The organism is Paenibacillus sp. FSL L8-0494, assembly GCF_038003695.1.
Lineage (GTDB): Bacteria > Bacillota > Bacilli > Paenibacillales > Paenibacillaceae > Paenibacillus_AQ > Paenibacillus_AQ odorifer.
The window spans coordinates 6,695,199-6,719,710 of sequence record NZ_JBBOPQ010000001.1 but is presented as its reverse complement, the minus strand read 5'-3'; the positions used below and the strand labels follow the sequence as shown (position 1 = coordinate 6,719,710).

Below are 24,512 nucleotides of genomic sequence, written 5' to 3'. Positions count from 1 at the left end.
AAATAATATCTATCACATGAGAAAAACTAATTGCAATTACCTATACTCATTTCATACCAATTAATCATGCGATCAGATCTAGGCTTATGTTACTCTTTGAATGTATTCGAAACTTCATAGGCAAACCTATGGAAATGTAGGGACGCAAAGCTATAGGGACTAAGGTTATCATAACTATTGTCAGCCAGCTGCCAAAGAGTGTGTAACGCTTTTTGTTAAAATATAAGAAAGTATAAGTTATACACCTATACTTAATATCTTATATTTCTCGCTTAAACGCTTACCGTCCTTATAAGGACGCCGAAGACGTTTATGCTTGTTAAGGTTTAATAAAAATTAAGTCTTAATTTTTAGGCGACTTTATACGCAATCAAGCTACTCTTTTGGGGTAGTTTTTTTTGTGCCCATTTTTGGGCACTGGAGAGATTCATATGACATCTGGGGGTAAGAAGAGATGAAGAAAATGATTGCGATCGCTACATCGGCGGCCATGTTAGCCAGTTTTTCGAGTGAGGCAGGTTATGCTTTAGCAAGTGAGGCAAGCAAGGTAAATGTAACAAAAACAGTCGCGCAAAGTAAGGTCAACTTATTAAGCAACGCTTCGGTTATTCCGTTTGAGCTGTACGGCAAGGATGCTCTAAATGCCTATAATGAGGTTTTTAGAATGAATCCAGCAAATATTAAATCCATCACAAATAACGGTGGCAACTACTCAGGCTCGCCTATAGCTAAGGCTATGGATGGGGATATGAGCACGCATTGGGAGACTGGCAAACCGAATAGTTCAACGTTTACGAATGAGGTTGTGTTTGTTTTCAATGAGTCCACTGAATTAAATAGAATGGTCTACGCCGCTAGGCAATCTGGTGCTAAAGGTAAAGGTTTTGCTCAAGAATTTGATATCTATGGCTCCACTACAGATGCGGGCGATTTCACACTCGTGTCTTCTGGAGAATATAAAGGCTCAACCGGTGATGTAGTGGAGATTCAGTTCGCACCTACGGCTTTTAAGAGATTTAAATTTGTCTTCAAAAAAGCCAACCAAGATTGGGCGAGTGCGGCTGAGTTTTCTTTTTATAAAGAGGATAGTGTCTCTGCTAAAATGAAAAATTTATTTACAGATGATACCTTGAGCCAAGTTAGTGCTGCCTTTAATACGACAGAGAAATTAACAGCTTTAGAGAATGAAGTGCAGGCACATCCACTGTATACGCAGTTTAAAGAAGAGATAGAGAATGCAAAGATCCTTTTGGAGAACCATCAGGTAGACGCAACGGCAGCCAAGGTTTCGAAGCTAAAAGGGTATGGTACAGCCTATGAAAATGCCTATAGCCAAGCTTATAGAATGCCAAATGCAAACGTATCAAAAGTAACGGTGAACGGTGGAAGCTACCCAGGTACGAAGCCTGAATATATGCTGGATGACCAGCCCACTACGCATTGGGAAACGAACAAAAACAATGATGCAAGCTTCACGAATGAAGTCGTGTTTGAACTAGCGCAAGCGGAAGTGCTGGACAGAGTGGCTTTTTTGGCTAGAGATAACCGCAAAGGATTCCCAGAGGCTTTTGAAATCTATGCATCAGAGACGAGTAAAGGAGAGACCTTCCAACTGGTATCTAGCGGAACCGCGATTAGTACCAATGATTTTTTGGAATTTAAATTCGAGCCGACGAAGTTTAAAAGATTAAAATTTAAGTTCACAAAAGCTAATATTAACAGACCTTTTGCGGCTGAATTTAGATTTTATACAGAAGATAAAGTAAGCGAAGCTGTAAATGGTATTTTCACAGATGGAACGATGAGTGCGGTTGTGCCTGCTTATAATAGCGTCGAAGCAATCAACGAATTAGAAGAAGCGGCAAAAGTACATCCGCTCTATCCAATCCTGAAAGATTCTTTGGATTTAGCTAAGAAGCTAGTGAATGGTGAAGTTCAAACCGAAGGCACCATCATTGAGGCCGAGCAGCGTGGAGATATGAAAAAACATGCTCAGCAAAACCTGAGAATAGGCTTCGGCACGAACAACCAGCCTACAGGACTTGCGGCAATGCCTGGCGAGACCATCAATGTTTATGTGGATGCTGCTTCGGGTGATAAGTTGCCTTCTTTGATCTTTTCTCAACAAGAGGGAGCTTGGAATAGTTGGGCTAGGGGCGTACAATTGCGTGCGGGCAAGAACACTATAACTGTACCTGAAATTACAACGACTAGTGCTTATGCTCATGATGTAACTAAGGGCGGCACCGTTTATATCGTAAATCCCTATACAGCTGAGGAGCAAGGGAAGGCGCCACTGATCCGCTTCGAAGGTTTAGAAAAGATTCCTTTTATGACCAAGACCACGGATCCAGAACAATTCAGAACCTTCTTAACCACATACAAACAAAGATTAGACGAAGATAAAGCGGTTCATCCAAATGTTCAAGATCGCAAACTTATCGATGTGGTAGAAATGGCCAGCGATCATGTTATTTTTACAGGAACTGCGACTGAAGCGTACAACAAATTTATTACGCAAGGAAATAACCCGCTGGATACCGTAACTGGGTATGACACCTGGATGAAAAGCATTTTTACCTTCTATGGCTTGGATGGCAGTAGTGAGATTCATGATGCCAAGCTAATTCGTGAGAATATTCGATTGATGCAGCCTTATGGTGCGATGTATGCAGCGGGAGATCATACAGGGATCCAACTTGGAACAGTAGGAACCATGTTAGGTGATTTTAACAAAGCTTATCCGGGCTGGGGACTGAATCACGAAATTGGGCATCGCTTGGCTATGGGTGAACGGGAATATGGCGAAGTAACTAATAATATGGTGTCTATGTTTATGTCTGTCGCGGCGAATTCGATAGATAATCGTATACCGTATGAATCAGATATCTATAAATATGTCCTCGAAGAAAATAAAGTGGTTATGAATCAGCAGGGCTTATTTGCACAACTCGGAGCCTATTGGCAGCTGGAGCTGGCACATCCGGGATACTGGACAGAGCTGACCAAGCTATATCGGGAGCGGAAGGTCACCCTTACCAACGGTGACAATTCCAAGCAGCAGTATTTGGTGGAGTTCTCCTCCGAAGTACTAGGATTAGATTTAAGCAGCTATTTTGCCAGACATGGCTTCACTGTGAATCCTGAGACAAAAGCGAAAGTAGCCAAGTATCCGGCACCGCAAAAGTTATGGTATTTAAATAACTCGGTGATTAATTATGAGGGAACTGGAATAGCGGATAAAAATCTGGCTATTAAGGTTAATATCACACCTAACACCACGGCTAGAACGAACACGTTAAGTTTCAGTATAGATAAAGAGCTTAAGCAAGACTTTTTAGGATATGAAGTGTATAGAAATGATGTGTTAGTTGGTTTTACAGGAACTGACCAATTTGTGGATCAGAATGTAGATGCGAGTATCAACTATACGTACAAGATCGTCGGTTATGATAAAAAGCTGAACCCACTGAAGCCCGTACAGGTTAAAGCCTTTAAGCCAGCCTTGTCTGTTGAAGATCAGCTCACTTTAAAGCTTAATCAAACCTTTGATCCGATGAGCTATGTAAAAGCGGCTAACTATCTAGGAAACGATATTACTGCGGATGTCTCTCTGAAAGCCAATAACGTTGATGTAACGCAAAAAGGCAACTACGAAATTGTATATGAAGTGAAAAGCGAAGGGGTTACGAAAACGAAAACCACACAGGTTACGGTAACGAGCGACTACGCCTATATTTCCGATCTCAATGCCAAGTCAGTCGTTGTAGGCTGGGGTGAATTAAAGAAAGATAAAGCTATTTCCGGGGGAATCATAACCCTTGTTCGCCAAGGATTGGCTGCGACGTACGCGAAAGGGATTGGTGTTCATGCCAACTCTGAGGTAGTTTACGATATTGAAGGTAAGGGTTACGACTTCTTTGAAAGCTACATTGGGATCGATCAGGCCATGAAAGGGAAACCTTCCTCGGCTACTTTTGCAGTGTATGTGGATGGAGAACAGAAATTTGAGAGTGATGTTTTCCGGGCAGGAACAGAACATCAATTTGTGAAAATCCCAGTGACTGGCGCAAGAGAGGTGAAGCTGGTCACAACAGATGCTAAGGATGGCAATGCTTCAGACCATACGGTATGGGCCGATGCGAAGTTCTCGAATAATTCAAGCAAACCTATCATTACAGTGCCGGAAGAGACAAACTTCGTTAAGCTGAACAGCGAATTTGATGTGTTGAGCGATGTAACAGCTTTTGATACGGAAGATGGTAATTTAATTGGAGCCGTTGAAGTACAATCCAATGGATTCACATCAAGCAAAACAGGGACTTACAACGTCGAGTTTTCAGTTACAGACTCAGATGGAAACTCCGCTGTGCAGGCCAGAAAGATTGTTGTATACAGCGCTAGTAAATACCTGAGTGATGTAGATTGGCAATCGGCAAAAACGGATTATAATGTGGTTCGAAAAGATAAGGCTAGCTCTAACAATCCGTTTAAGCTGCTGGTAAATGGTGAGGTCAAAGAGTTCGCTAAGGGCTTAGGAACCCATGCCAGCTCTGAAATCGTGTATAATCTGGCGGGTGCAAACTATGAATATTTTGAAACGTATGTAGGGGTTGATAGAAATATCCCTGAGCAGAGCAACTCCAGTGTAATTTTCAAAATCTTTGCCGATGGGGCAGAGGTTTATAACAGCGGACTGATGAAATTTGGTACAGAAGCCAAGCTTGCGCGGATACCTGTTAAGGGTGTAAGTGAATTGAAGCTGGTGTTAGATAATGCAGGTAACGGAAATGCTTCAGATCACGGTGATTTTGCTGATGCGAAGTTTTTGATCTTGAACAATACACCAGAGCTTACCATACCTAAATCTGTCTCAACCAAAGTGGGCCAAGCGATTGATATCAGTGAAAGCTATTCGGCAATGGATTCGGAAGACGGTGACTTGACGGCTCAAGTGAAGGTCACAGGCCAAGAGCAAGTTAAATTCAACCGGGCTGGAAAGTATCCAATCACTTACACAGTAACAGATAGTGATGGAAATACGACCACGAAGATTAGAACTATAGCCGTAGTAGACATGACGGACTTTACGTATCTGACGGATTACGACTGGAACTCTACTCAGAACAGCTATACTGCACCTTTGAAGGATAAATCTATTAGTGCCAATACGCTGAGATTAACAGATGAGAACAATCAGGTAGTGTCCTATGAAAGAGGAATTGGAGCGCACTCTAACTCGACGATTGTATACAATCTAAGCGACAAAAACGCGGACTATTTCACTTCCTATGTAGGTGTAGATAGACAAATGTACGGTTCTGTTGGTTCGGTGAGCTTTGAGGTGTTTGTCGATGGAGAGAAGAAATTCGATAGTGGAGTCATGAGTTCGAGAGATCCGCAGAAATTCATTGAATTGGATATTAATGGAGCAAAAGAACTGAAATTAGTTGTCACAGACGGGGGAAATGGCAACGGATCTGACCATGCTACATGGGGTGGAGCCAAACTACATTTCGCGAATGGAGATCACTTATTCACTGGAGATCTGGAACAGGCGATTGCAGCGGCTAAAGCAATTTCTCTAGAAGGCTTCACACCTGAGAGCATCGCGGCATTTACGTCCAACCTCTCGACAGCAGAGACAGTGTTGGCTAACTCTTCTGTTACGCAAAGTGAAGTAGACGAAGCTGTAGCAGCGTTGCAACAAGCAACCGAAGGTTTGGTCCAAATAGATCTTACGCAAGAGATTACTGTGGCGGACCCGTATTTAAGTGCTTCGATCAAGACTACATTGGGCGTAACTGGAGAACTAACGCTAGGGGATATGTATAACCTTACAACGTTAACCAGCGAAACCAGAAGAGCCAGATCCTTGGAAGGTTTGCAGTACGCAAATAACCTAGAGACACTTGACATTACTGGAAATGAAATTACAGATTTCTCCCCATTACAAGGGTTAACTAAACTAACGAGCTTATTGGCCGACCCACAAGTGTTAGAGGTAGGAGAATTTAAGGGACCTGTGGTTGAAGTAGCTAATCTGGTGAAAGGGCTCGATGGCAGCAAAGTGATCCCTAATTCCGCTGGGGTAAGAAACACTAGAACATCTAAAGAAATTGTGTTTGATATGAAGGAATGGGCTGCTAATCCGGATGTGTTTACTATTGACCTATCAAACGAGGAGAAAGGAACTTACATGCTGGGGTTAACTTACCAAGTCGCAGGTAATCTCGTGCAAATCATTTCTTTTATTAATAATAATTAAATTCCCAAGAAAACAGGCGGATTGTGGTCTCTATAACCATGGTTCGCCAGTTTTTAAATGAGGGGTTTTTATGTAAAAATATCCATTTTGTCATATGACAAAAGAAATGACAACGCTCACTATAAGCGGTGTAGTCTTTTAACTATACTTAATCAGAAATGCGTCAAATTTAAATGAATACTCTAATTGAAGCTTTTTATACAAAGAAGTAAATAATGTATGCGGTTTAGAGAGAGGTGTTTCTGTGAAAATCATCATTGTAGATGATCATCCATTAGTTAGAAGAGGGCTGGCATCTGTCATTGCAATGCAATCGGATATGCAATTTGCAGGTGAAGCTACGACTGGCCCGGAAGCACTTGATGTGATTGAAGAGACAAATCCAGACATTGTCCTCATTGATCTTAAACTTGCTGATGAATCAGGACTGGATGTCATTAAGATAGCACGTACCCGCGGCATGGTTAGTAAATTCATACTGTTGACTTCCTCTGCGAGCAGAGAGGATTTTTTGAGGGCTGAAGAAGTACTGGTAGACGGATATGTACTGAAAGAGGCACTGCCGGAGGAATTACTCTTTGCTATCCAGTTGGTGAACAAAGGGAGAAAATATTACGATCCTGGCCTAATGGAAGAAAAGATGCGAATGAGCGCCAGCAGTCCAACAGATGAATTGACACCAAAAGAGAAGGAAGTCCTGATTCAGCTTGGACAAGGTGCTTGCAATAGAGTGATTGCCACACGTCTTTTTATCAGTGAATTTACGGTGAAGAAGCATGTCAGTCAGATTTTAGCGAAGCTGCAGGTTACTGACCGGACACAGGCGGCACTGTGCGCCAACGCGATAGGATTAACGAAATATGAAATGTCTTATGAGTAGAACGGCAAGATCAGATGTTATAATGGCTTTAACTACTTTGCAAGATTGAGTATTCTGTCTAATTGTAATTAGGGAGTGCTGTTGATGTTTGAATTGCCAGGATACCAAACCTTAGATCTGATAGATAATACCGCGGATATCAGATTATACAGACTCCTACGTCAAGAGGGCGGCCTAAGGGTTATCGCTAAGACAACAATAGGAGAATACCCGGGAGCTGCCATGGTCGATGCTTTTCGTCATGAGTATGACATGCTTAAGCGACTTTGCGGACGTGGTGCAATAGAGGCGTACAGTTTGGAAATTATGGCGGACCGACCAGTCCTTCTCTTAAAAGATATAGAGGGGAGTACTCTTGGGCAGATCCTGCGTATGCCTGTTAATTCACTGGGTCTTCCAGCGCTGCTTCGGATCGCTACAGCTATTGCTGATTGTCTTATGCAAATTCATCGTGAAAAAATAACACTAAATGAACTAACCCCCGCTCATCTAATCGTCAATCCCATTACTTTTGAAGTGAAATTTATTGATATAAGAATGTGCTCTACCGAAAACATCACGAGTCCTTTGTCACCGTTAAGCGGTCGGCCCGATGTTCTGCTTCCTTATATAGCTCCAGAACAAACGGGACGAACCGGAGTCAAACCGGATTACCGTTCTGACTTTTATTCGCTTGGGATCATCCTGTATGAATGTCTCTCAGGCAGCCGCCCCTTTGAGCTGCATGATGTTGTTGATATTGTATATCGTCATCTTGCAGATACACCTGAGCCTCTGCACCGCAAGTTCCCCACTATCCCTCTATCGGTCTCTGATATTGTTGGTAAATGCATGGAGAAGATGCCTGAAGCGAGATACGCCAGCGCATTAGGCATTAAATCGGATCTTGAGGAATGTCTATCCCGTCTAGAAGAATCCGGGCATATTGAGCCTTTTCCACTAGGAAGCTGGGATATCCCAGAGCGGTGGATGGTATCAGGACGCTTCTATGGAAGACATCTTGAGCAACAAAGCTTAAGGGAAGCGCTGCAACGAGCATCACAAGGTGCCGTAGAGACGGTCTGGATTAGCGGGGAGAGTGGTATCGGCAAAACAACCTTTCTAAAGGAGACCCTTAGAAATACAGTCTCTTTGGATGGTTTCTTCGCCAGAGGCAAATTCGAATCCCGACATACCTCACTCCCTTATGGCATCTGGCATCAAGTCATAGAAGAGTTGGTTAGTCAGCTGCTGATGGAAACAAAGCTGCAAGTGGAGGTTTGGAAGCTGCGTATTCTACAAGCAGTGGACAATTACGGTCAGTTGCTGATCGATTTTGTTCCTAAGCTTGAACTCTTGATTGGCCCACAACCCTCCGTGCCTTCACTGCCACCGCTGGAAGCTCAGCATCGCTTTCAATTAATCATGAGCCGATTTATTCAACTCTTTCCTCATGAGGATCATCCATTGATCTTGGTATTGGATAATTTGCAATGGGCTGATGATACGTCGCTGCAATATCTCACTTCGCTTATAGAGGATACGGCAACGACTCATCTGCTAATCGTGCTTTCCTATCGCAATCGGGAGATTACAAGGCTGCACCCACTCAGTAGGCTGGAAAAGCATCTGATTGACCGCAACGTAGCGATGAGCAGAATTTCTTTACAAGCGCTTGAACTCACCGATTTAAAACAACTGCTACTTGATGTTATGCGTTACGAGGCAGCTGACTTGGACGAGCTGGCGCGTGTGCTGCTTCATAAGACAGATGGAAACCCGTTATTTATTAAGCAATTCCTTCAAGATTTGATAGATGATCAGCGAGTGGAATTTGATGAGAATATTCGAAGCTGGAAATGGGATCTCCAGCGTATTACTGAATTAAATGTTCCCGATAACGTAGCTTCATACCTTTCAAGTAAATTGCAACAATTTCCTGAACAGACGGTATATGCACTTAGCAGAGCCGCATTCATAGGCAGCCTATTTGATTTACGTACACTTGCTGATATTACGGAGACCCCGATAGAGGCATTGAGCGAAGCGTTGGCGGTTGCTGTACATGGGCGCTTGTTGCAGCCCGTTAACGGGGAGGAATATCCGCATTATAAGTTTCAGCATAACCGCATTCATCAGGCAGCATATGCCTTTATTTCCGAAGAGGAGCGTTCCGAGCTGCATTGGAAGATTGGTCTGTTATTGCTAGGCCGCAGCCCGCTAAGTGAAGGAACGACCCTATTTGAAGCTGTCCAGCATTTGAATCAGGCACTTACATGGTTAGACCGCCCTGAACAGAGGCTTCAACTGGTAGAGCTGAACTTACAGGCAGGGGTCAAAGCGAAGCAAACAACCGCACATGAGACAGCCTTACAATATATGCTTCAGGCAACGTCATTATTAGCGGAGCAGAGCTGGGAGGCGCATTATGGGCTAACCTTCCGGGTATTTCGTGAGAGGGCAGAGCTCGAATATTTATGTTCCCATTTTGATACGGCTAATGAATTATTCCATCTGTTAATTGATAAAGCTACGACAAATATGGATAAGGCTTATGTCTACGCAATGAAGGTGCAGTTGGAAGCAAGTAATGATAACCACGAAGAGGTGATCTCCTTAGGCCAGCATACCCTATCGTTACTGAAAGTGAAGCATCAATTTGATCCTGGTTATGCTCAATTGACGCTTCAATGGTTACGATTGCGGCGTAGACTCAAGAAGGTCTCACTCGAATCGCTTACTCTTTTACCTCCAATGACTGATGAAGCACGTAGAATCGCAATGTCTACTTTAGATCATTCGAGCAATGCTTGTTTCTACGTCAATCGAGAAGGGTGGCTCGCTTCTTCCTTCACCATGATTGAATTAACGCTTGATTATGGGATGACCCCGGAGGCTTCCATTGGATTCATAGGCTATGCAATGTTTCAGTACTATTACTTCCGTAATGATGAAGAAACATTTAAATGGGCCATGCTGGCATTCAGCTTATCCGAACCCTATCCGAAACAGCATATGACAACCTTAGCCGCGTTCGCCATGTGCTACGATAGCTGGCGGCATTATGATCCAGCTATGCTCCATACATTTACCGAGAAGGCTGGTAAAGTGGGACTGGAATCAGGTGACTTATGGAAGGGCAACCAGAATGTGCTGATCAACTGTGCCTCCCTTTTGCAATTTGGTCATCCTCTCGGCGATATCTATGAGCGATTAATTACTCATTCCGGAGATTTGCTGCGCCATAACAACAGTCTTCACTGTAAGCAGGCTATTGTAGCGGCGGCCATTCTTGTTCGACTGACAGGTTATCGCTCTATAGATGATCCCTTTCCCATCGCGGAGATTAGCGAGCCTGATTTTGCACAGTCGGTTCATGGGGACACCTTTGATTTTATACAAGAAATGGTCTGGATCTATCAGTATTTGACGGGCTATGTATTTGGAGAATACCGAGAAGCCGGTGAGGCATTAGCCAAATCAGCGGCCATTATAAAATCACGCGAAGATGGCTTAGACAGTCCCATGCAGATCATGTATGAATGTTTAGTTTGGGCTCAGTTGTATGAGGAATATAACGCTGAAGAGCAACGTACATATCGGGCAAAAATGCGTAAATGCTTGAAGAAAATGAAAAATCTTGCCATGCGTTGTCCGGGGAATTATCAGCATAAATATCTATTGATGAAGGCTGAGTTAACTCGTCTATCGCGAGATCCCCGCCAAGCTGAAGCGTTGTATGAGCAATCCATTGAGACCGCCCGGGTCCACGGTCATATTCACGATTTAGCGATGGCGGCGGAATGTTATGGCAAATATGGGCTTCGTCATGGCAAAATGCATCTGGCAAGAATCTATATGACTGAGGCCTATGAGGCTTATCTGCAATGGGGCGCAAAGGCTAAAGCGGCTGACCTGGAGCAGCAGCATCGCCATTTGCTGCATATTAAACGAGAGCCCGGGCTCGATCGTGTGGATTCCCTTTCTGTGGTAATGTCTGCCCAAGCATTATCGGGCGAGATGGAGATGAGCCGATTATTGGCCACGCTGATGCGAATCATGCTCCACAATGCTGGGGCAGAATATGGGGCTGTTATTTTTGATCATGACGGCAAATGGATGGTGGAAGCTTATGGGACCTCAGAAGCCCAGCATATCGAATCTGTTCCACTTGGGGAAGAATCGGGGTTGGTCCCGGCAGCGATTATAGCTTACGCGGCAAGAACACAAGAACAGGTTGTATTACATGATGCGCTCAGTGAAGGGATATTTACACGTAATACTTACGTTAGGAATAATAGACTGAAATCTGTTCTATGTCTCCCCATCATGAATCAGAATAAATTGGTTTGCCTGCTCTATTTGGAGAATAATCTATCGCCGGGTGTATTTACTCCAAGCAGACTCGATGTGCTCAAGCTGCTTGGTTCACAATGCGCAATCTCAATCGCTAATGCCAAGCTATATTCGGGAATCCAATATCTCAAAAAAAATCTGGAGGATCAAGTGGTAGAAAGAACTCGCAGCCTGGAGCGTTCGATGCGGGAAACATCTGCGGCTTTGGCCGAAGCTACTGTTTTTGAGGAACGCAATCGTATTGCCCAAGAGATTCATGATATTGTCGGGCATACCCTTACATCGACGATTCTGCAGATTGAAGCTGGCAAGCGGCTGCTTCAGAAGAAGGAGATAGACAGCGGCTTTCAGCGTCTGGCAGAAGCCCAGGATCTTGTGCGGCATAGCTTGAATGAAATCCGCGGCTCTGTCCATATGCTGAAAGAGGACAGGTATTCTGACCTAACCGTGATGCTGAGGCAGTTGATTAAAGATACAGAACGCAATGCAGGCGTTGTTGTTCATGCAGTTATTTATGATCTGCCGGAAGCCATGTCAACAGCCTATAAAAAGGCAATCTATCATGCTTTGCAGGAGGGCTTAACTAATGGGATCAGACATGGAAAGAGTGCCGAGTTCCATTTTAGTCTGGAGTCTGTTGGAGCGAACTTGCAGTTTAGACTCAAGGATTGTGGGCTAGGGATGAGTCCAATCGTGATGGGATTTGGACTTAGGACGATGAAGGAACGGGTTGAGCAACTGGGAGGCAGCTTATCCATCGATTCAGAAATGGATGAAGGATGTTTACTGGAGATTGATCTGCCCATGCGAAGGGTTGTGGATAGAACATGAGTAAAATAAAAATTGTAATTGCCGATGATCAATTGTTGACGCGGGAAGGACTTCGCACCATTTTGGATCTGGAAGATGATATGGAAGTGGTCGGTGCTGCCAAGAATGGAGAAGAGGCTTGCGAGATGGTGGAGGCACTCCAGCCTGATCTGGTGCTGCTTGATATTCAAATGCCAGTTATGGATGGCCTTAGCGCCTTGAAACGAATAAAGCAGATTCGGCCGAACATCTTCATTCTGATCCTGACTACTTTTATAGAGACTGATTATATTGTAGAGGGAATGGCCTACGGAGCAAGCGGTTATATGCTGAAGGACATGGACGCAGATAAAATGATCGCTTCGATTCATGATACGTTATCCGGGCAATTTATTCTGCCAGCTCCGGTAGCAGCCAAACTGGCGTCGAGGATGAACAGGTTAACAGAGGACTATGAACATTGGCAAAGATCGGGTCTGGATCGTATCAGTCTGACAGAACGGGAAGAAGAGCTGGCACAGCTCATTATCCGGGGACTGAACAATCGTGAAATCGCCGATACATTACATATTGCGGAAGGTACGGCGCGTAATTATATTAGCAATCTTTACAGCAAATTAGAAGTGGTTGATCGGGCCCAAGCGATTGTGCGACTGCAAGCTATTTTGTAATAGTTGTTGCTGTTAACGAATTACTGTCGGGGCCAAATATTCAAACAGCGGGAGATTCCTCAGTATTCCAAATGTAACGGTCAGAATCAACATTATAGCCATAATTGCCTGGCTAAGAGGCCGGATTTGCTTCTTATTAGTAATCCAATACAACATATACAGAGGTGCTAAAATAAACAGCAACGGGTTAAATCTAAACGCTTGAATAACGTCGAGCTTCAGCAAGGAAAGAATAACTCTTGTGACTCCACATCCGGGACAATACAATCCAGTCCATTCATGAAATGGACAAGGGATACTAATCTTGGTTAAGGGTATCCATGCTTTGAGATAAACTACGCCGACGAGACTTAAGGACACACCCCAAAATAGTTTAGGATGTGTCCTTTTATAAGTCGTAAACTTATACCAGTTTATTAACATCGGATTGTACCAAGGCATACGTGACAATACCCAGACCAAAGAGTGTCAGGATCACATAAAGCACTGAATTATCTGACGGGTACTGGCCGCGCTGTCTTTGAGCTTCAGCAATATGTTTACCTACCTGATAGGCCCAAATGAAGCTCCAGATCCCACACGTAACCAACGTTAAAAGAAAATGTTTTCCTCCTGTAAATGTATAGTCCCCACTCAGTTCGCCTACCTCATTGGTTAGAACAATAAACCAATATATTGTATAGAGCCCACATGTAATTAATGACAAAATAATGGCGAATGCAACACTTCTGCGACTAATCATTACTCACTCTCCTATCTATTTACATAAAAATTCGACATTTCCATCTTATTGAATTAGGAAAAAATATACAAGACAATATTTGAGAATTACTGTCCGCTGTCGAAATCTAGACAAACTTACTGCTGATATCTAGTGGAAACCTTACCAAATATGAAATATACTTTTGAGGCTATGCACTGGAACCACAACTAGATTTACATTAACGAATGGAGGACACTTTGATGTCTACTTTGCCAAATTGCCCGAAATGTAATTCAGAATACACTTATGAAGATGGTAGTTTGCTCGTCTGCCCGGAATGTGCGCATGAGTGGAGCCTCGACACAGAGGCTGAAAGCAGTGAAGAGAACAAGGTTGTCAGAGATGCCAACGGTAATATTTTAAATGATGGAGATGCTATAACTATTATTAAAGACCTTAAAGTAAAAGGAAGCTCATCCGTTCTGAAGATAGGAACAAAGGTGAAAAACATCCGTTTAGTGGACGGAGATCATGATATTGATTGCAAAATCGATGGTTTTGGAGCTATGAAATTAAAGTCCGAGTTTGTTAAAAAGATCTAAAAAATAAGAATCAGCTTAACTTCAACAGAAGTAGGCTGATTCTTTCTTTTTGATATGGTCATTCGCTCAAAGGAGTGTTATCTATTAATCTCAACAATCTGATTTCGTCCGGCATTTTTTGCTTGATATAAGGCTTTGTCCACAGATTCGAATAAATCATTTAGTTGATTGGTCAGGCTTTCTGTATATTGAGCTGCAAAATTACTAATGGACAGCAGTCCCATACTAACAGTAATTGATAGGGCATGAGCAACATCCTCTACATGTACTTTATTAGCTTCTATTATAGATTTGATATGTTTTGCCAAGTGGTTTGCTTGTGTTTGATCTGTATTTGGTAAGTATATGATAAATTCTTCTCCGCCATAACGCGCCAGAACATCCGTCTCCCTCAACGTTTTCTTAATTACCTCTACCGTGCTGCAAATGACCACATCACCGATTAAATGGCCGTAATTATCATTCACTGTTTTGAAAAAGTCGATATCCAGAAGGATGATAGCAAAAGGCTGCTTGAGTTTCATATTTTCTATGATCTCATGCTCTAAGTGTAACGTTAAGTAATGACGATTATAACAACCGGTTAAGCTGTCCGTTATGGCCATCTGCTTAAGTTTTTGGTTGGTTTGCGATAGTTCATTCTGGATTTCAGTTAATGCAGCATTACGCTCTTGCAGGGTCTCGTTCTGGTGATTGGTCTCGGCTATGAGGCGATGCAGCTCGCTTCTGTCCTGAAAAGTAAGAATGCGTCCAACCCTGATTCCACCTACCACAATCGGCGCGGCAGTAATGTTAATGTATGCATTGAGTGAGGTGTAGAATAGTTCAACCTCGGTTCTCTCCATGGGCTGGTTCAAGTATGTATGAAGGAATAAATCGAAAGCTCCGGAAGTTTGCTCCATGGGTGCGATGGTCGACACGTCAAAGCGAGCACCGGTTTGTAGATTGATTCTTGGGAAAAGCGAGCGATTGATTTCTACTACAGTCTCACTATCATCCAGTACAAGAATTCCTTCTGTAATGGTGTCAATGATATCCTGATGGGCGATGGTTACGAGATCAAATATTTTATCCCGATGAATAGCAATTACGAAAAAAATTGCCGAGATTAAGATCCCCAGAGAGGTCAGCCCCGGAATAACTGGATCAGATTTAAGCAACACCACATTAAGAAAAACATCCAATAATATAAATACCGTTAGCACCAGCACCCCTTTGAGCACATGAGCAACCTGTTTTTTGATCCGCTGTGTAGTGTTTGAGACTAGGGCTGAATAGATGATATACAGAGAAATCATTACGCTGGTGGTTAAGAAGATAATAAGCAGCCAAAAAATCGGACCATAATATCTTTCGATATATCCGCCGTTCATAGGGAGAACAAAATTTCCGTTTGGATTAGCGATCACTACTACTATGATCAATGCTGCGAGAATGTATAGGATCAGCGTGTTCTTTTTTCGAAGGAGATGTGAATTTCCAGTGAGAAGTATCGTAAAAAGAAGCCAGCCAATCGTTAACAGAACCGAGTCGATAAATGCGAGCTTCACATAAAACAATTGAAACCTGGGATTGTCGGTTGTTTTGATAGCAAATTGACAGAAGGGCCATAACATCATAGTAAAATGAAATACTAAGTATGCTTTATGTAGGTTAGTGATGGTTACAGACGCAAATATGTAGATGAACAAAGCGAACAAAACAAAAAATAATAATAAATCAATCCATGTCATGATATTCATTTCAGTGACACCTTCTCCCACCCGGTTAACAGTTCTTTCATGTTACCTTGAATTTTAATGGTTTGCCATATGATCATTTGTTCTACGAGAACGGCTATTTGTTTAAGAGTGTTTCAACATATTCCTTCAAAATCCTCTATTTGTAAGCGTGGTTTTGCAAATTTTAAGGATGAGTTTCTCGACAAACTGGGGTTGGACAGAATGATTAGCTTTTTTAACCTTAACTTGTGTTATAATCAAACAAACAATTTAAAGAGGAAATTATAGTTAAGGGGGATTTGTAAGTGGAAATAGGAATAAGCACGTTCGTAGAAACAACACCGGATGTTCAGACGGGTGAAGTGATAAGTCATGCGCAGCGATTGCGCGAGGTTGTAGAGGAGATTGTGCTTGCTGATCAGGTGGGTTTAGATATATTTGGCGTGGGCGAACATCATCGCAAAGATTATGCGGCTTCTTCTCCAGCAGTTTTACTGGCTGCGGCGGCCTCACAGACGACACGGATTCGGCTAACCAGTGCAGTTACAGTACTTTCCTCTGATGACCCCGTACGTGTGTTTCAGGATTTCGCTACCCTGGATGGAATCTCGAATGGACGCGCAGAGATCATGGCAGGCCGGGGTTCTTTTATCGAGTCGTTCCCGCTGTTTGGGTATGATTTGAATCATTATGATGAGCTGTTCGATGAGAAGCTGGACTTGCTGCTCAAAATACGGGAATCCGAAAAAATAACCTGGAGCGGCGTGCACCGTCCTGCCATTAATAATCTGGGGATTTATCCGCGTCCCGTGCAGAATCCTTTGCCAGTATGGATTGGCAGCGGAGGAAATACAGAATCCGTAATTCGTGCAGGTCTACTAGGATTACCGCTTGTGCTGGCTATCATTGGCGGCAGTCCGCTACAGTTTGCTCCGCTCGTGAAGCTCTATAAGAAGGCTGCGGCGCAAGCGGGACATGATGTGTCGAAGCTGCCCGTTGCTTCACACTCACACGGCTTCATTGCAGAGGATAATCAGCAGGCTGCGGATATGTTCTTCCCTTCTACGCAAGCTAGTATGAATGTTATTGGCCGGGAACGCGGATGGGGTCAATACACTCGTGCAAGCTATGATGCGGCACGTAGATTTGAAGGCGCTTTGTATGTAGGTGACCCGGAGACCGTTGCTGAGAAAATCATTCACCTGCGCAAGCAAGTAGGCATCACACGTTTTATGCTGCATGTGCCGCTTGGCACGATGCCTCATAAGGATGTAATGAGAGCCATTGAGCTATTGGGTACCCAAGTAGCACCCATTGTTCGCGCTGAAATATCGAGATGGGAAGCAGAGGTTGAAGCTAAGTAGTAACTATGATCTTACTAAATTATTGATGCTGTTGATAATGGAGGGGGAGATGGATATGACAGAGCACACTATAGCGAGCAGACTTGAAGCATTAGGAATTGTCCTGCCTGAGGCTAGTGAACCCGCGGCAAAATACGCTAACTACGTAATTGTTAATGGCTTATGTTTTGTATCGGGAAAAGGACCGGCGGGCCATCCCAAAGGAAAGCTGGGACAAGACTACACTACCGAAGAAGGCTACCATTTTGCACGTTTAACGGGTATAGAGATCCTTGCCGTCCTTAAGACAGCTTTAGATTCTTTGGATAAAGTGAAAAGAGTAGTAAAAATTCAAGGCTTCGTTAATGCAGATCCCCTCTTTGAAGAACATCATAAAGTGCTTAACGGTTGTTCAGATTTAATGCTGGAGGTGTTCGGAGACAAGGGTCTTCATGCTCGTTCTGTATTGGGTGCTGTTTCTGTAAGGGACAATCTTCCGCTCATTATTGATTCCATTTTTGAGGTAGAGGAACCTGTGTAGCGGGCTCCATGAGGGCATACTTAAAAAAGAGGACTGTGGTACCGAAAGGTGATCGCAGTCCTCTTTTTTTAGGTGCTTATGCTGTAGCTAGATGCTCACCCCAATATTTGTAACAAAACTAATTACCCTTTTTTTAGTAACAATAGGTGCACATATCAATCAACGAGGTGATGACATCATGAAGTTTCAAAAGAAAGCTATGTTACTTTTACTACTTACATCTATGCTCTATACTGCTCCGGCCTATGCGGCGACAACGCCTCAGACTCCGGTTACAGCCGTCTATCTGGATGATCAACAGCTACAATTAGAGGCTCAGCCCTTGCTCGTAAACGATACAGTACTAGTCCCTATGCGCAAGTTATTTGAAGCTCAAGGGGCAAAGATTACTTGGAATAATGATACCAAGACCGTTAAGGCAACCAAGGGAGACCTGGTGCTGACCTATCATATTGGCGATCAAGCAGCGAATAAAAATGGCCATTCCTTAAGCGTAGCCGTTCCCGGCCAGATTGCCGGCGGTTATACGATGATGCCACTGCGTTTTGTCAGCGAAGCTTTGGGCAGCACTGTGAAGTGGGATACTGCTACTCGTGCTGTTCGTATCTACTCGGCAGTGGATTACGATACGACAATTCTGTATGGAGTTAATCTGCGAAGTTTGCCAGATTCGTCAGCCCAATCAACGGTTCAGCAAATGTTGTCGGCAGGAGATAAGGTACATGTGGTTAGAGAAGTAGATGCTTTATGGTTAGAAGTGCGAACGCAGGATAACAAGAGTGGATATATCTCTGCTAAACCCAAATATAGCAATTATACGAGTGCTGCTCTTGTAGAGCGGCAGGGAAACGAGCTGCTTGCTTACGGAGAAAAATATCTGGGAACGCCTTATGAATTTGGCGCTGCTACTGACCAGACGTCAACCTTTGACTGTTCTTCTTTTGTAGGACATGTATTTAAGGATATGTTGGCAATTGACCTGCCACGTGTCTCTTACAATCAGGCCAAAGAGGGCAAAGAGGTTGGAATTAACGAGCTGCGCAAGGGGGATCTGTTATTCTTCAGTGCACGTGGACTTGATATTGGACATGTGGCGATTTACGCGGGAAATAATCAGATCCTACATACGTACTCCAAGGAGCTTGGCGTTCATTATGAAGCCTTAAGTGACAAGTGGAAGAAACGTTTGGTGACGGCTCGCAGATTGTTTTAGCTAGGTAATAATTAGGCTATAATTATCACGGTGAATAAGCATCCGAATACATTTGGGGGATGAAGCAGATTGGCTAAGACCATAGTAGAAAAGTTGAAATCCCCTCTCCATTAAAATTTATCAGAAAAGAACTCCAGCAAGATGTGTGGAAAGCCTTAAACACCCTATCAGAAGCTAATCGTATAGTCACAATTCTCTACTATATCGACAATTACAAGGTTAGGGAAATCGCCGATTTCCTTGATTTATCCAGCGAAGCTGTTGAGAGTAGACTCCGTAGATCAAGAGCGATCTTAAAAAGGGAGATGTTGAGTACAGTGAATAATAATCTTAGTGAAAACAAATTACAGGACGAATTTAAGAAGAGAGTCTTTCAGGATGAAAGAATGACTGAAACGAATTTTCGCCGTGTGGCTATGGGCCAGAGTGAATTTGATGATATTGATATGCATAAGACAAACTTCTCCAATGTAAATATGGAGGGGACCGGATTCGATAATATTAATATGAGCAGTACCACCTTTAATGACATCAATATGCATTCTGTTAAGTTTAATGAAGTGGGGCTGTGGGAAATAGAGGTTAGTAACAGTGAACTAGGAGAGGCTTATTTCCACGATATTCATTTGTACGGCAAAGGCAATAAGTTTGAGCGATGCCAGCTGAACGGGACATCCTTTGTAGATTGTGATCTTTCGAATGTGGATATAAGAGACTGCAATCTTTCAGGCGTCACAGTAAATGGTATTTCATTAGAGCTATTGTTAGACAGCTATAATAAAAGTAAATAAACTATATAAATCATAGATTTAATTGGAAACCACTTCTTTCTAGGAGTGGTTTTTGAGTTTAGGGTATAATGGATGAAGAGTGTACAGCACAACCTATAGGAGTGAAAAATAGATGAAGCGCATCACCATTTTAATTGCGGATGATGAGGCGGAAATTGCCGACTTGGTGGCCTTGCATTTGCAAAAAGAGGGGTATCATATCCTCAAAGTGTCCGATGGAAGGGCAGCGGTACAAGCCATTGAGTCGCAAACGATAGATTTGGCGATTCTGGATATTATGATGCCGGGGCTGGATGGTTACGAGGTCACCCGCCATATTCGGGAGCATCATCATCTGCCGATTATTTTTCTGAGTGCTAAAACTTCCGATCTTGATAAAATCACCGGACTGGTTATGGGCGCAGATGATTATATGACCAAACCGTTTAATCCAATGGAGCTGGTCGCCCGGGTTAATTCCCAGTTGCGGCGTTCCATACAATTCAGTCAGCCCGCAGCCATAACTAAATCGGTGCTAGAGGTTCGGGGATTGATGATTTCACCGGATGAGCATACGGTTACTCTTTATGGTGAGGTCATAGAGTTAACTCCAAAAGAGTTTGATATTTTGCATTTATTGGTTAGCCATCCCAAGCAGGTGTTTAGTGCGGAGAGCATTTTTCAACAGGTGTGGGGCGATGCTTATTATGAGAGTGGGAACACGGTCATGGTGCATATCCGTACCTTGCGCAAAAAGCTGGGCGAAGACATCAATAAGAATAAATTCATTAAGACGATCTGGGGCGTTGGATATACTTTTAATGGGTAAAGCCAGTGAAGTTTATATATTTTAAGAAAAACTTTATATTTGTCCCGCCTTTTCTTTAAAGTGTCTTCGTTATTCTATTCCTATCAAGGAAATGGGAGGACATTGCTGATGAAGAAGTGGGGCTTTTTGGCGTTGGTTGTGTTGTTGCTTGGGTATGCAGCGGCTCGTTATTTACCAAATACGGGCAATTTAGGATACGATGATAAGATCCGCAGAGGATCTATTACAAATAACAATAGTTTAGAGGTGGTAACACAAGATCAGGTGTATCAAGGGGATTTGTTGTTGGTGAATAGACAATACCCGGTACATGAGGATAGTGTGAAGCCTGATATCGTGACCTTATATGAGCAGGCGGATCTGGTGCAGGGTTATGGACTGCTGGATACCTCGATTCGTTTGTCTGAAAGTGTAGCGCATAAATTCAATAAGATGGTCAAAGCTGCCGAAAAAGAGGGTGTGAATCATTTTTTAATTAGCAGCGGGTACAGGGACTTTGAAGAGCAAGAGAAATTATATCAGGAAAAAGGCTCGGACTATGCTTTACCGGCGCAATATAGTGAACATAATTTAGGATTATCTCTGGATATCGGGTCGTCCCAAGCAGAAATGAGTAAAGCGCCTGAAGGAAAATGGCTGCAAAAAAATGCTTGGAAATACGGCTTTATTCTCCGCTATCCGAAAGACAAAACCGAGATTACGGGGATAAAATATGAACCCTGGCATTTCCGTTATGTAGGGTTGCCGCACAGCGCCATTATTCATGAGAAAGGGCTTGTGTTAGAGCAATATTTGGATTTCTTGAAGGAGAACAAAGAGATTTCGACAACAGTAGACGGTAAAGCTTATACAGTAAGTTATTTTCCGGTATCCAAATACACTACGATCAAAATTCCACAGGAAGGGCAATATATGACTTCAGGCGATAACATGGATGGCATAATTGTTACTACATATTAATGACTAAAGAGCCGAAAAAAAAGTCTGCTATAAACCTTTTGCTGGCAGCGATATTTATCGTCTATATGTATTTTTTAATCCGAATTATTTTATTTAAAGGTGCACCGGTTAACTTATTATCGCTTTTGGATCAAGCGGGACGTATGTTTGAACATCCAGACAGGATTTTTAATCGGCGTGGCAACTATATCCCTTTTAAGGAGATCTCACGGGGGATGGACAATCTGTCACTTTCAGATCCTTTTTCATCTATTAATTTAGTAGGGAATCTGTTGGCTTTTATTCCATTTGGGATCTTGGTGCCTATGCTGTTATCGCAAAAAGTAAGGCTGTTTCAAAGAGTCTTCTTTCTCTCACTGGCGCTGAGCTTCTGTTTTGAATTCACGCAATTAGTATTGTATATCGGTACCTTTGATGTGGATGATCTTATTTTGAACACTAGCGGTGGGGTGGTTGGTTACTTTATCTATAGACTGTTGACTTCTTTCGGATGGATTGCATCTATATCAAAGCGGTGTTAGTATTTGTGGATATAGATCTAGGGTAGAAGGGGCATCGTATGAAAAAGCGTATTTCGGATATTGTTTCCATCATTGTAGGAGCTTTGTTATTCTCCTTGGCTGTTAACTTGTTTGTGATTCCGAACGAGTTCGGTGAAGGCGGGGTCACGGGACTGACTATGATTACTTACTATTTGTATCAGTGGTCACCCGGTATTGTTAGTTTGATTCTTAACGCTTTATTATTAATTGTGGGGTACAAATTTCTAGACAAAACTACGACGGTATACACGATTATTGCGGTGTTTTTCAATTCGTTATTCCTGATTCTTACGAAAAATTGGAATATTGGCAGTGATGAGTTGATAATTAATGCAATATTCGGGGGTATCTTCTCAGGTGTGGGGATCGGGCTGATTATACGAGTGGGTGGAACGACTGCAGGGTCAACCATCATCGCCAGAATCCTACATAAATATTTGGACTGGAACGTTAGTTACGCACTGCTGCTCGTCGATTTAATTGTGGTGTTCGCTTCGTATTTCATCATTGGAGTACAAAGTCTGATGTTTACGATCGTGATGCTCTATGTAGCCACTAAGATAATGGACTTCATTATTGAGGGAGTGAACCCTAAGAAGGCTGTTACGATTGTATCCCAAGAGCAGGACAAAATTGCTGAACAGGTTAATGGAATTATGGATAGAGGCGTCACAGTAATATATGGCCGTGGGTATTATACCAAGACACCTAAAGAGCTGCTGTATATTGTGATTAGCAAGCAGGAAGTGACTATGCTTAAGAAAATCGTCAAATCCATTGATAAAGAGGCATTTATTACCATACACGATGTAAGAGATGTATTCGGAGAAGGTTTTGTGGAGCTGTCAAAATAATAAGATAAAAAGCTATCCCGGAAGCTATAATGGCTGCTTGGATAGTTTTTTTTGATTTTGGGTACGTTATTGTGATGGATATCATTGCAATTATTGGTTCGTTCACATTTTTTCAATTTCCCGTGTGATTGAACGCACACTATGGCATGCGAAGCTTCTATATGCTTTTTATAGAGGAATTAATTTATTGCAGGAAAGAGGGTATTTAGATGTTAGATCAACAAACAATTGAAATCATAAAATCAACGGTGCCTGTCTTGCAGGTTCATGGGAAGACCATCACAACTACTTTCTATCGCATGTTATTTGAAAATCATCCGCAGTTACTAAATATATTTAATCACGCCAACCAACGGGAAGGTAAACAGCAGACTGCACTTGCTAACGCCGTACTCGCGGCGGCAATGAATATTGATCAGCTAGGAAATATCTTGCCTGTGGTAAAACAGATTGCGGAGAAACATCGGGCATTGGGAGTATTACCTGAACATTATCCCATCGTAGGTGAGACTTTGTTAGCTGCTATTGGGCAAGTACTTGGCGATGCGGCGACGCCAGAAATTATTGATGCTTGGGCAAAGGCGTATGGCGTGATCGCAGATGCCTTTATTGGTGTCGAAGCAGAGAAGTATCGTGAGGCTGCCGAAATTCCCGGGGGTTGGAGTGGATTTAGAAACTTTGTGGTTACTAAGAAGGTTAAAGAAAGTGAACTTATTACTTCCTTCTACCTTTCTCCTGAGGACGGAGGGGCTATAGCTTCTTACTTGCCGGGTCAATACATCACGGTTCGTGTTCAGCCTGAGGACGAGGAATACACCCATGTTCGCCACTATAGTTTGTCCAGTGCGCCGGGACAGTCGTATTACCGCATCACAGTTAAACGGGAAGGTGAGGGGCCCGATAAACCGGCTGGTGTCGTATCTACTTTCCTTCATGATGTTGTTCAAGTGGGATCTATATTGGAAGTGAGCTCGCCAGCGGGTGATTTCGTACTAAATAAAGATAGTGATCGTCCAGTGGTTCTTATCAGCGGTGGGGTTGGACTAACCCCTATGGTAAGTATGCTGGAGACGTTAATTGCTACGCAGCCAGAACGAGAGGTAACGTACATTCATGCAGCCATCAATGGAAGCTTGCATGCTATGAAAGAAATGGTGGCGGATTTAGAGCAGTCCCATCCTACCCTACGATCCTATGTATGTTATGAAACCCCAAGTGAAGGAGATACGTTCCATAAAACAGGTTATATTGATCTAGCTTGCCTGCAAGAAGTAACAGACGTAAACTCTGAATTCTATTTCTGCGGACCGACTCCTTTTATGAAGGCGATATATAAGGCTCTTAAGGAATGGAAGGTGGCTGAAGACAGAATTCATTATGAATTCTTCGGCCCGGCTGGAAGTTTGGAAGCATAAGCTGTAAAACCAAAAGAGCGTCCCAGTCCTAATGACTGTGACGCTCTTTTTTACA

At 43.0% G+C, this 24,512-nt stretch carries 17 protein-coding genes and 1 riboswitch; of the genes, 14 read left to right on the top strand and 3 right to left on the bottom strand.

The genetic code is table 11. The features are described 5' to 3' along the window. Positions 1–109: 109 nt before the first annotated feature. Positions 110–196: riboswitch (cyclic di-GMP riboswitch) on the top strand. Positions 197–454: 258 nt separating this feature from the next. The 4 genes from NYE35_RS30275 (at position 455) to NYE35_RS30260 (ending at position 12,964) form a co-directional block, all read left to right on the top strand. Beyond that, a complete protein-coding gene (locus NYE35_RS30275) occupies positions 455–6,268 on the top strand; it encodes an NPCBM/NEW2 domain-containing protein (RefSeq protein WP_341122370.1) in 5,814 nt (1,937 codons plus the stop codon). Positions 6,269–6,512: 244 nt separating this feature from the next. After that, entirely contained in the window at positions 6,513–7,148 is a 636-nt protein-coding gene (locus tag NYE35_RS30270; RefSeq protein WP_076105102.1) for a response regulator, read from the top strand. A gap of 84 nt (positions 7,149–7,232) precedes the next feature. Then, the gene (locus tag NYE35_RS30265; protein ID WP_341122369.1) at positions 7,233–12,314 is read left to right on the top strand and encodes an AAA family ATPase; all 5,082 of its coding nucleotides are present in this window, start codon (positions 7,233–7,235) and stop codon (positions 12,312–12,314) included. Further along, positions 12,311–12,964, top strand: a complete 654-nt coding sequence (locus NYE35_RS30260) for a response regulator transcription factor (RefSeq protein WP_036682266.1) — start codon at positions 12,311–12,313, stop codon at positions 12,962–12,964. The genes NYE35_RS30265 and NYE35_RS30260 overlap by 4 nt, the downstream gene beginning before the upstream one ends. Positions 12,965–12,976: 12 nt before the next feature. Here the strand turns inward: NYE35_RS30260 and NYE35_RS30255 are convergent, their stop codons facing one another. After that, positions 12,977–13,387: a DUF2752 domain-containing protein gene (locus tag NYE35_RS30255; RefSeq protein WP_076274861.1), complete on the bottom strand. Its 411-nt coding sequence runs from the start codon at positions 13,385–13,387 to the stop codon at positions 12,977–12,979. Then, positions 13,368–13,706, bottom strand: a complete 339-nt coding sequence (locus tag NYE35_RS30250; protein WP_051491231.1) for a DUF4234 domain-containing protein — start codon at positions 13,704–13,706, stop codon at positions 13,368–13,370. Before NYE35_RS30250 ends, NYE35_RS30255 begins: the two co-directional genes overlap by 20 nt. Positions 13,707–13,927: 221 nt before the next feature. On the opposite strand from NYE35_RS30250, the gene NYE35_RS30245 reads away from it, so the two are divergent. Further along, positions 13,928–14,269, top strand: a complete 342-nt coding sequence (locus NYE35_RS30245; protein ID WP_036682263.1) for a zinc ribbon domain-containing protein YjdM — start codon at positions 13,928–13,930, stop codon at positions 14,267–14,269. Positions 14,270–14,346: 77 nt separating this feature from the next. Here NYE35_RS30245 and NYE35_RS30240 read toward each other — a convergent pair whose 3' ends face one another. Next, on the bottom strand, positions 14,347–16,011 hold the full coding sequence (locus NYE35_RS30240; RefSeq protein ID WP_076296994.1) for a histidine kinase N-terminal 7TM domain-containing diguanylate cyclase: 1,665 nt from the start codon (positions 16,009–16,011) through the stop codon (positions 14,347–14,349). Positions 16,012–16,295: 284 nt separating this feature from the next. On the opposite strand from NYE35_RS30240, the gene NYE35_RS30235 reads away from it, so the two are divergent. The 9 genes from NYE35_RS30235 to hmpA all read left to right on the top strand — a co-directional run bounded on the left by NYE35_RS30235 (position 16,296) and on the right by hmpA (position 24,457). Next, a complete protein-coding gene (locus NYE35_RS30235; RefSeq protein ID WP_076124143.1) occupies positions 16,296–17,354 on the top strand; it encodes an LLM class flavin-dependent oxidoreductase in 1,059 nt (352 codons plus the stop codon). 55 nt (positions 17,355–17,409) lie between these two features. After that, entirely contained in the window at positions 17,410–17,874 is a 465-nt protein-coding gene (locus NYE35_RS30230; RefSeq protein ID WP_094901094.1) for a RidA family protein, read from the top strand. Positions 17,875–18,052: 178 nt separating this feature from the next. Next, positions 18,053–19,087 (top strand): C40 family peptidase, encoded by a 1,035-nt coding sequence (locus NYE35_RS30225; protein ID WP_076140620.1) that lies wholly within the window; start codon positions 18,053–18,055, stop codon positions 19,085–19,087. A 143-nt stretch (positions 19,088–19,230) separates the two neighbouring features. After that, on the top strand, positions 19,231–19,878 hold the full coding sequence (locus NYE35_RS30220; RefSeq protein WP_076140622.1) for a pentapeptide repeat-containing protein: 648 nt from the start codon (positions 19,231–19,233) through the stop codon (positions 19,876–19,878). A gap of 112 nt (positions 19,879–19,990) precedes the next feature. Continuing rightward, positions 19,991–20,686, top strand: coding sequence for a response regulator transcription factor (locus NYE35_RS30215; RefSeq protein WP_036682255.1), 696 nt, complete (start codon positions 19,991–19,993; stop codon positions 20,684–20,686). A gap of 108 nt (positions 20,687–20,794) precedes the next feature. Continuing rightward, entirely contained in the window at positions 20,795–21,646 is an 852-nt protein-coding gene (locus NYE35_RS30210; protein ID WP_076105096.1) for a M15 family metallopeptidase, read from the top strand. Beyond that, positions 21,646–22,167: a VanZ family protein gene (locus NYE35_RS30205; protein ID WP_076179234.1), complete on the top strand. Its 522-nt coding sequence runs from the start codon at positions 21,646–21,648 to the stop codon at positions 22,165–22,167. The genes NYE35_RS30210 and NYE35_RS30205 overlap by 1 nt, the downstream gene beginning before the upstream one ends. Positions 22,168–22,205: 38 nt before the next feature. Next, entirely contained in the window at positions 22,206–23,042 is an 837-nt protein-coding gene (locus NYE35_RS30200) for a YitT family protein (protein WP_036682251.1), read from the top strand. A 209-nt stretch (positions 23,043–23,251) separates the two neighbouring features. Then, entirely contained in the window at positions 23,252–24,457 is a 1,206-nt protein-coding gene (hmpA, locus tag NYE35_RS30195) for an NO-inducible flavohemoprotein (protein ID WP_076143887.1), read from the top strand. Positions 24,458–24,512 lie beyond the last annotated feature (55 nt).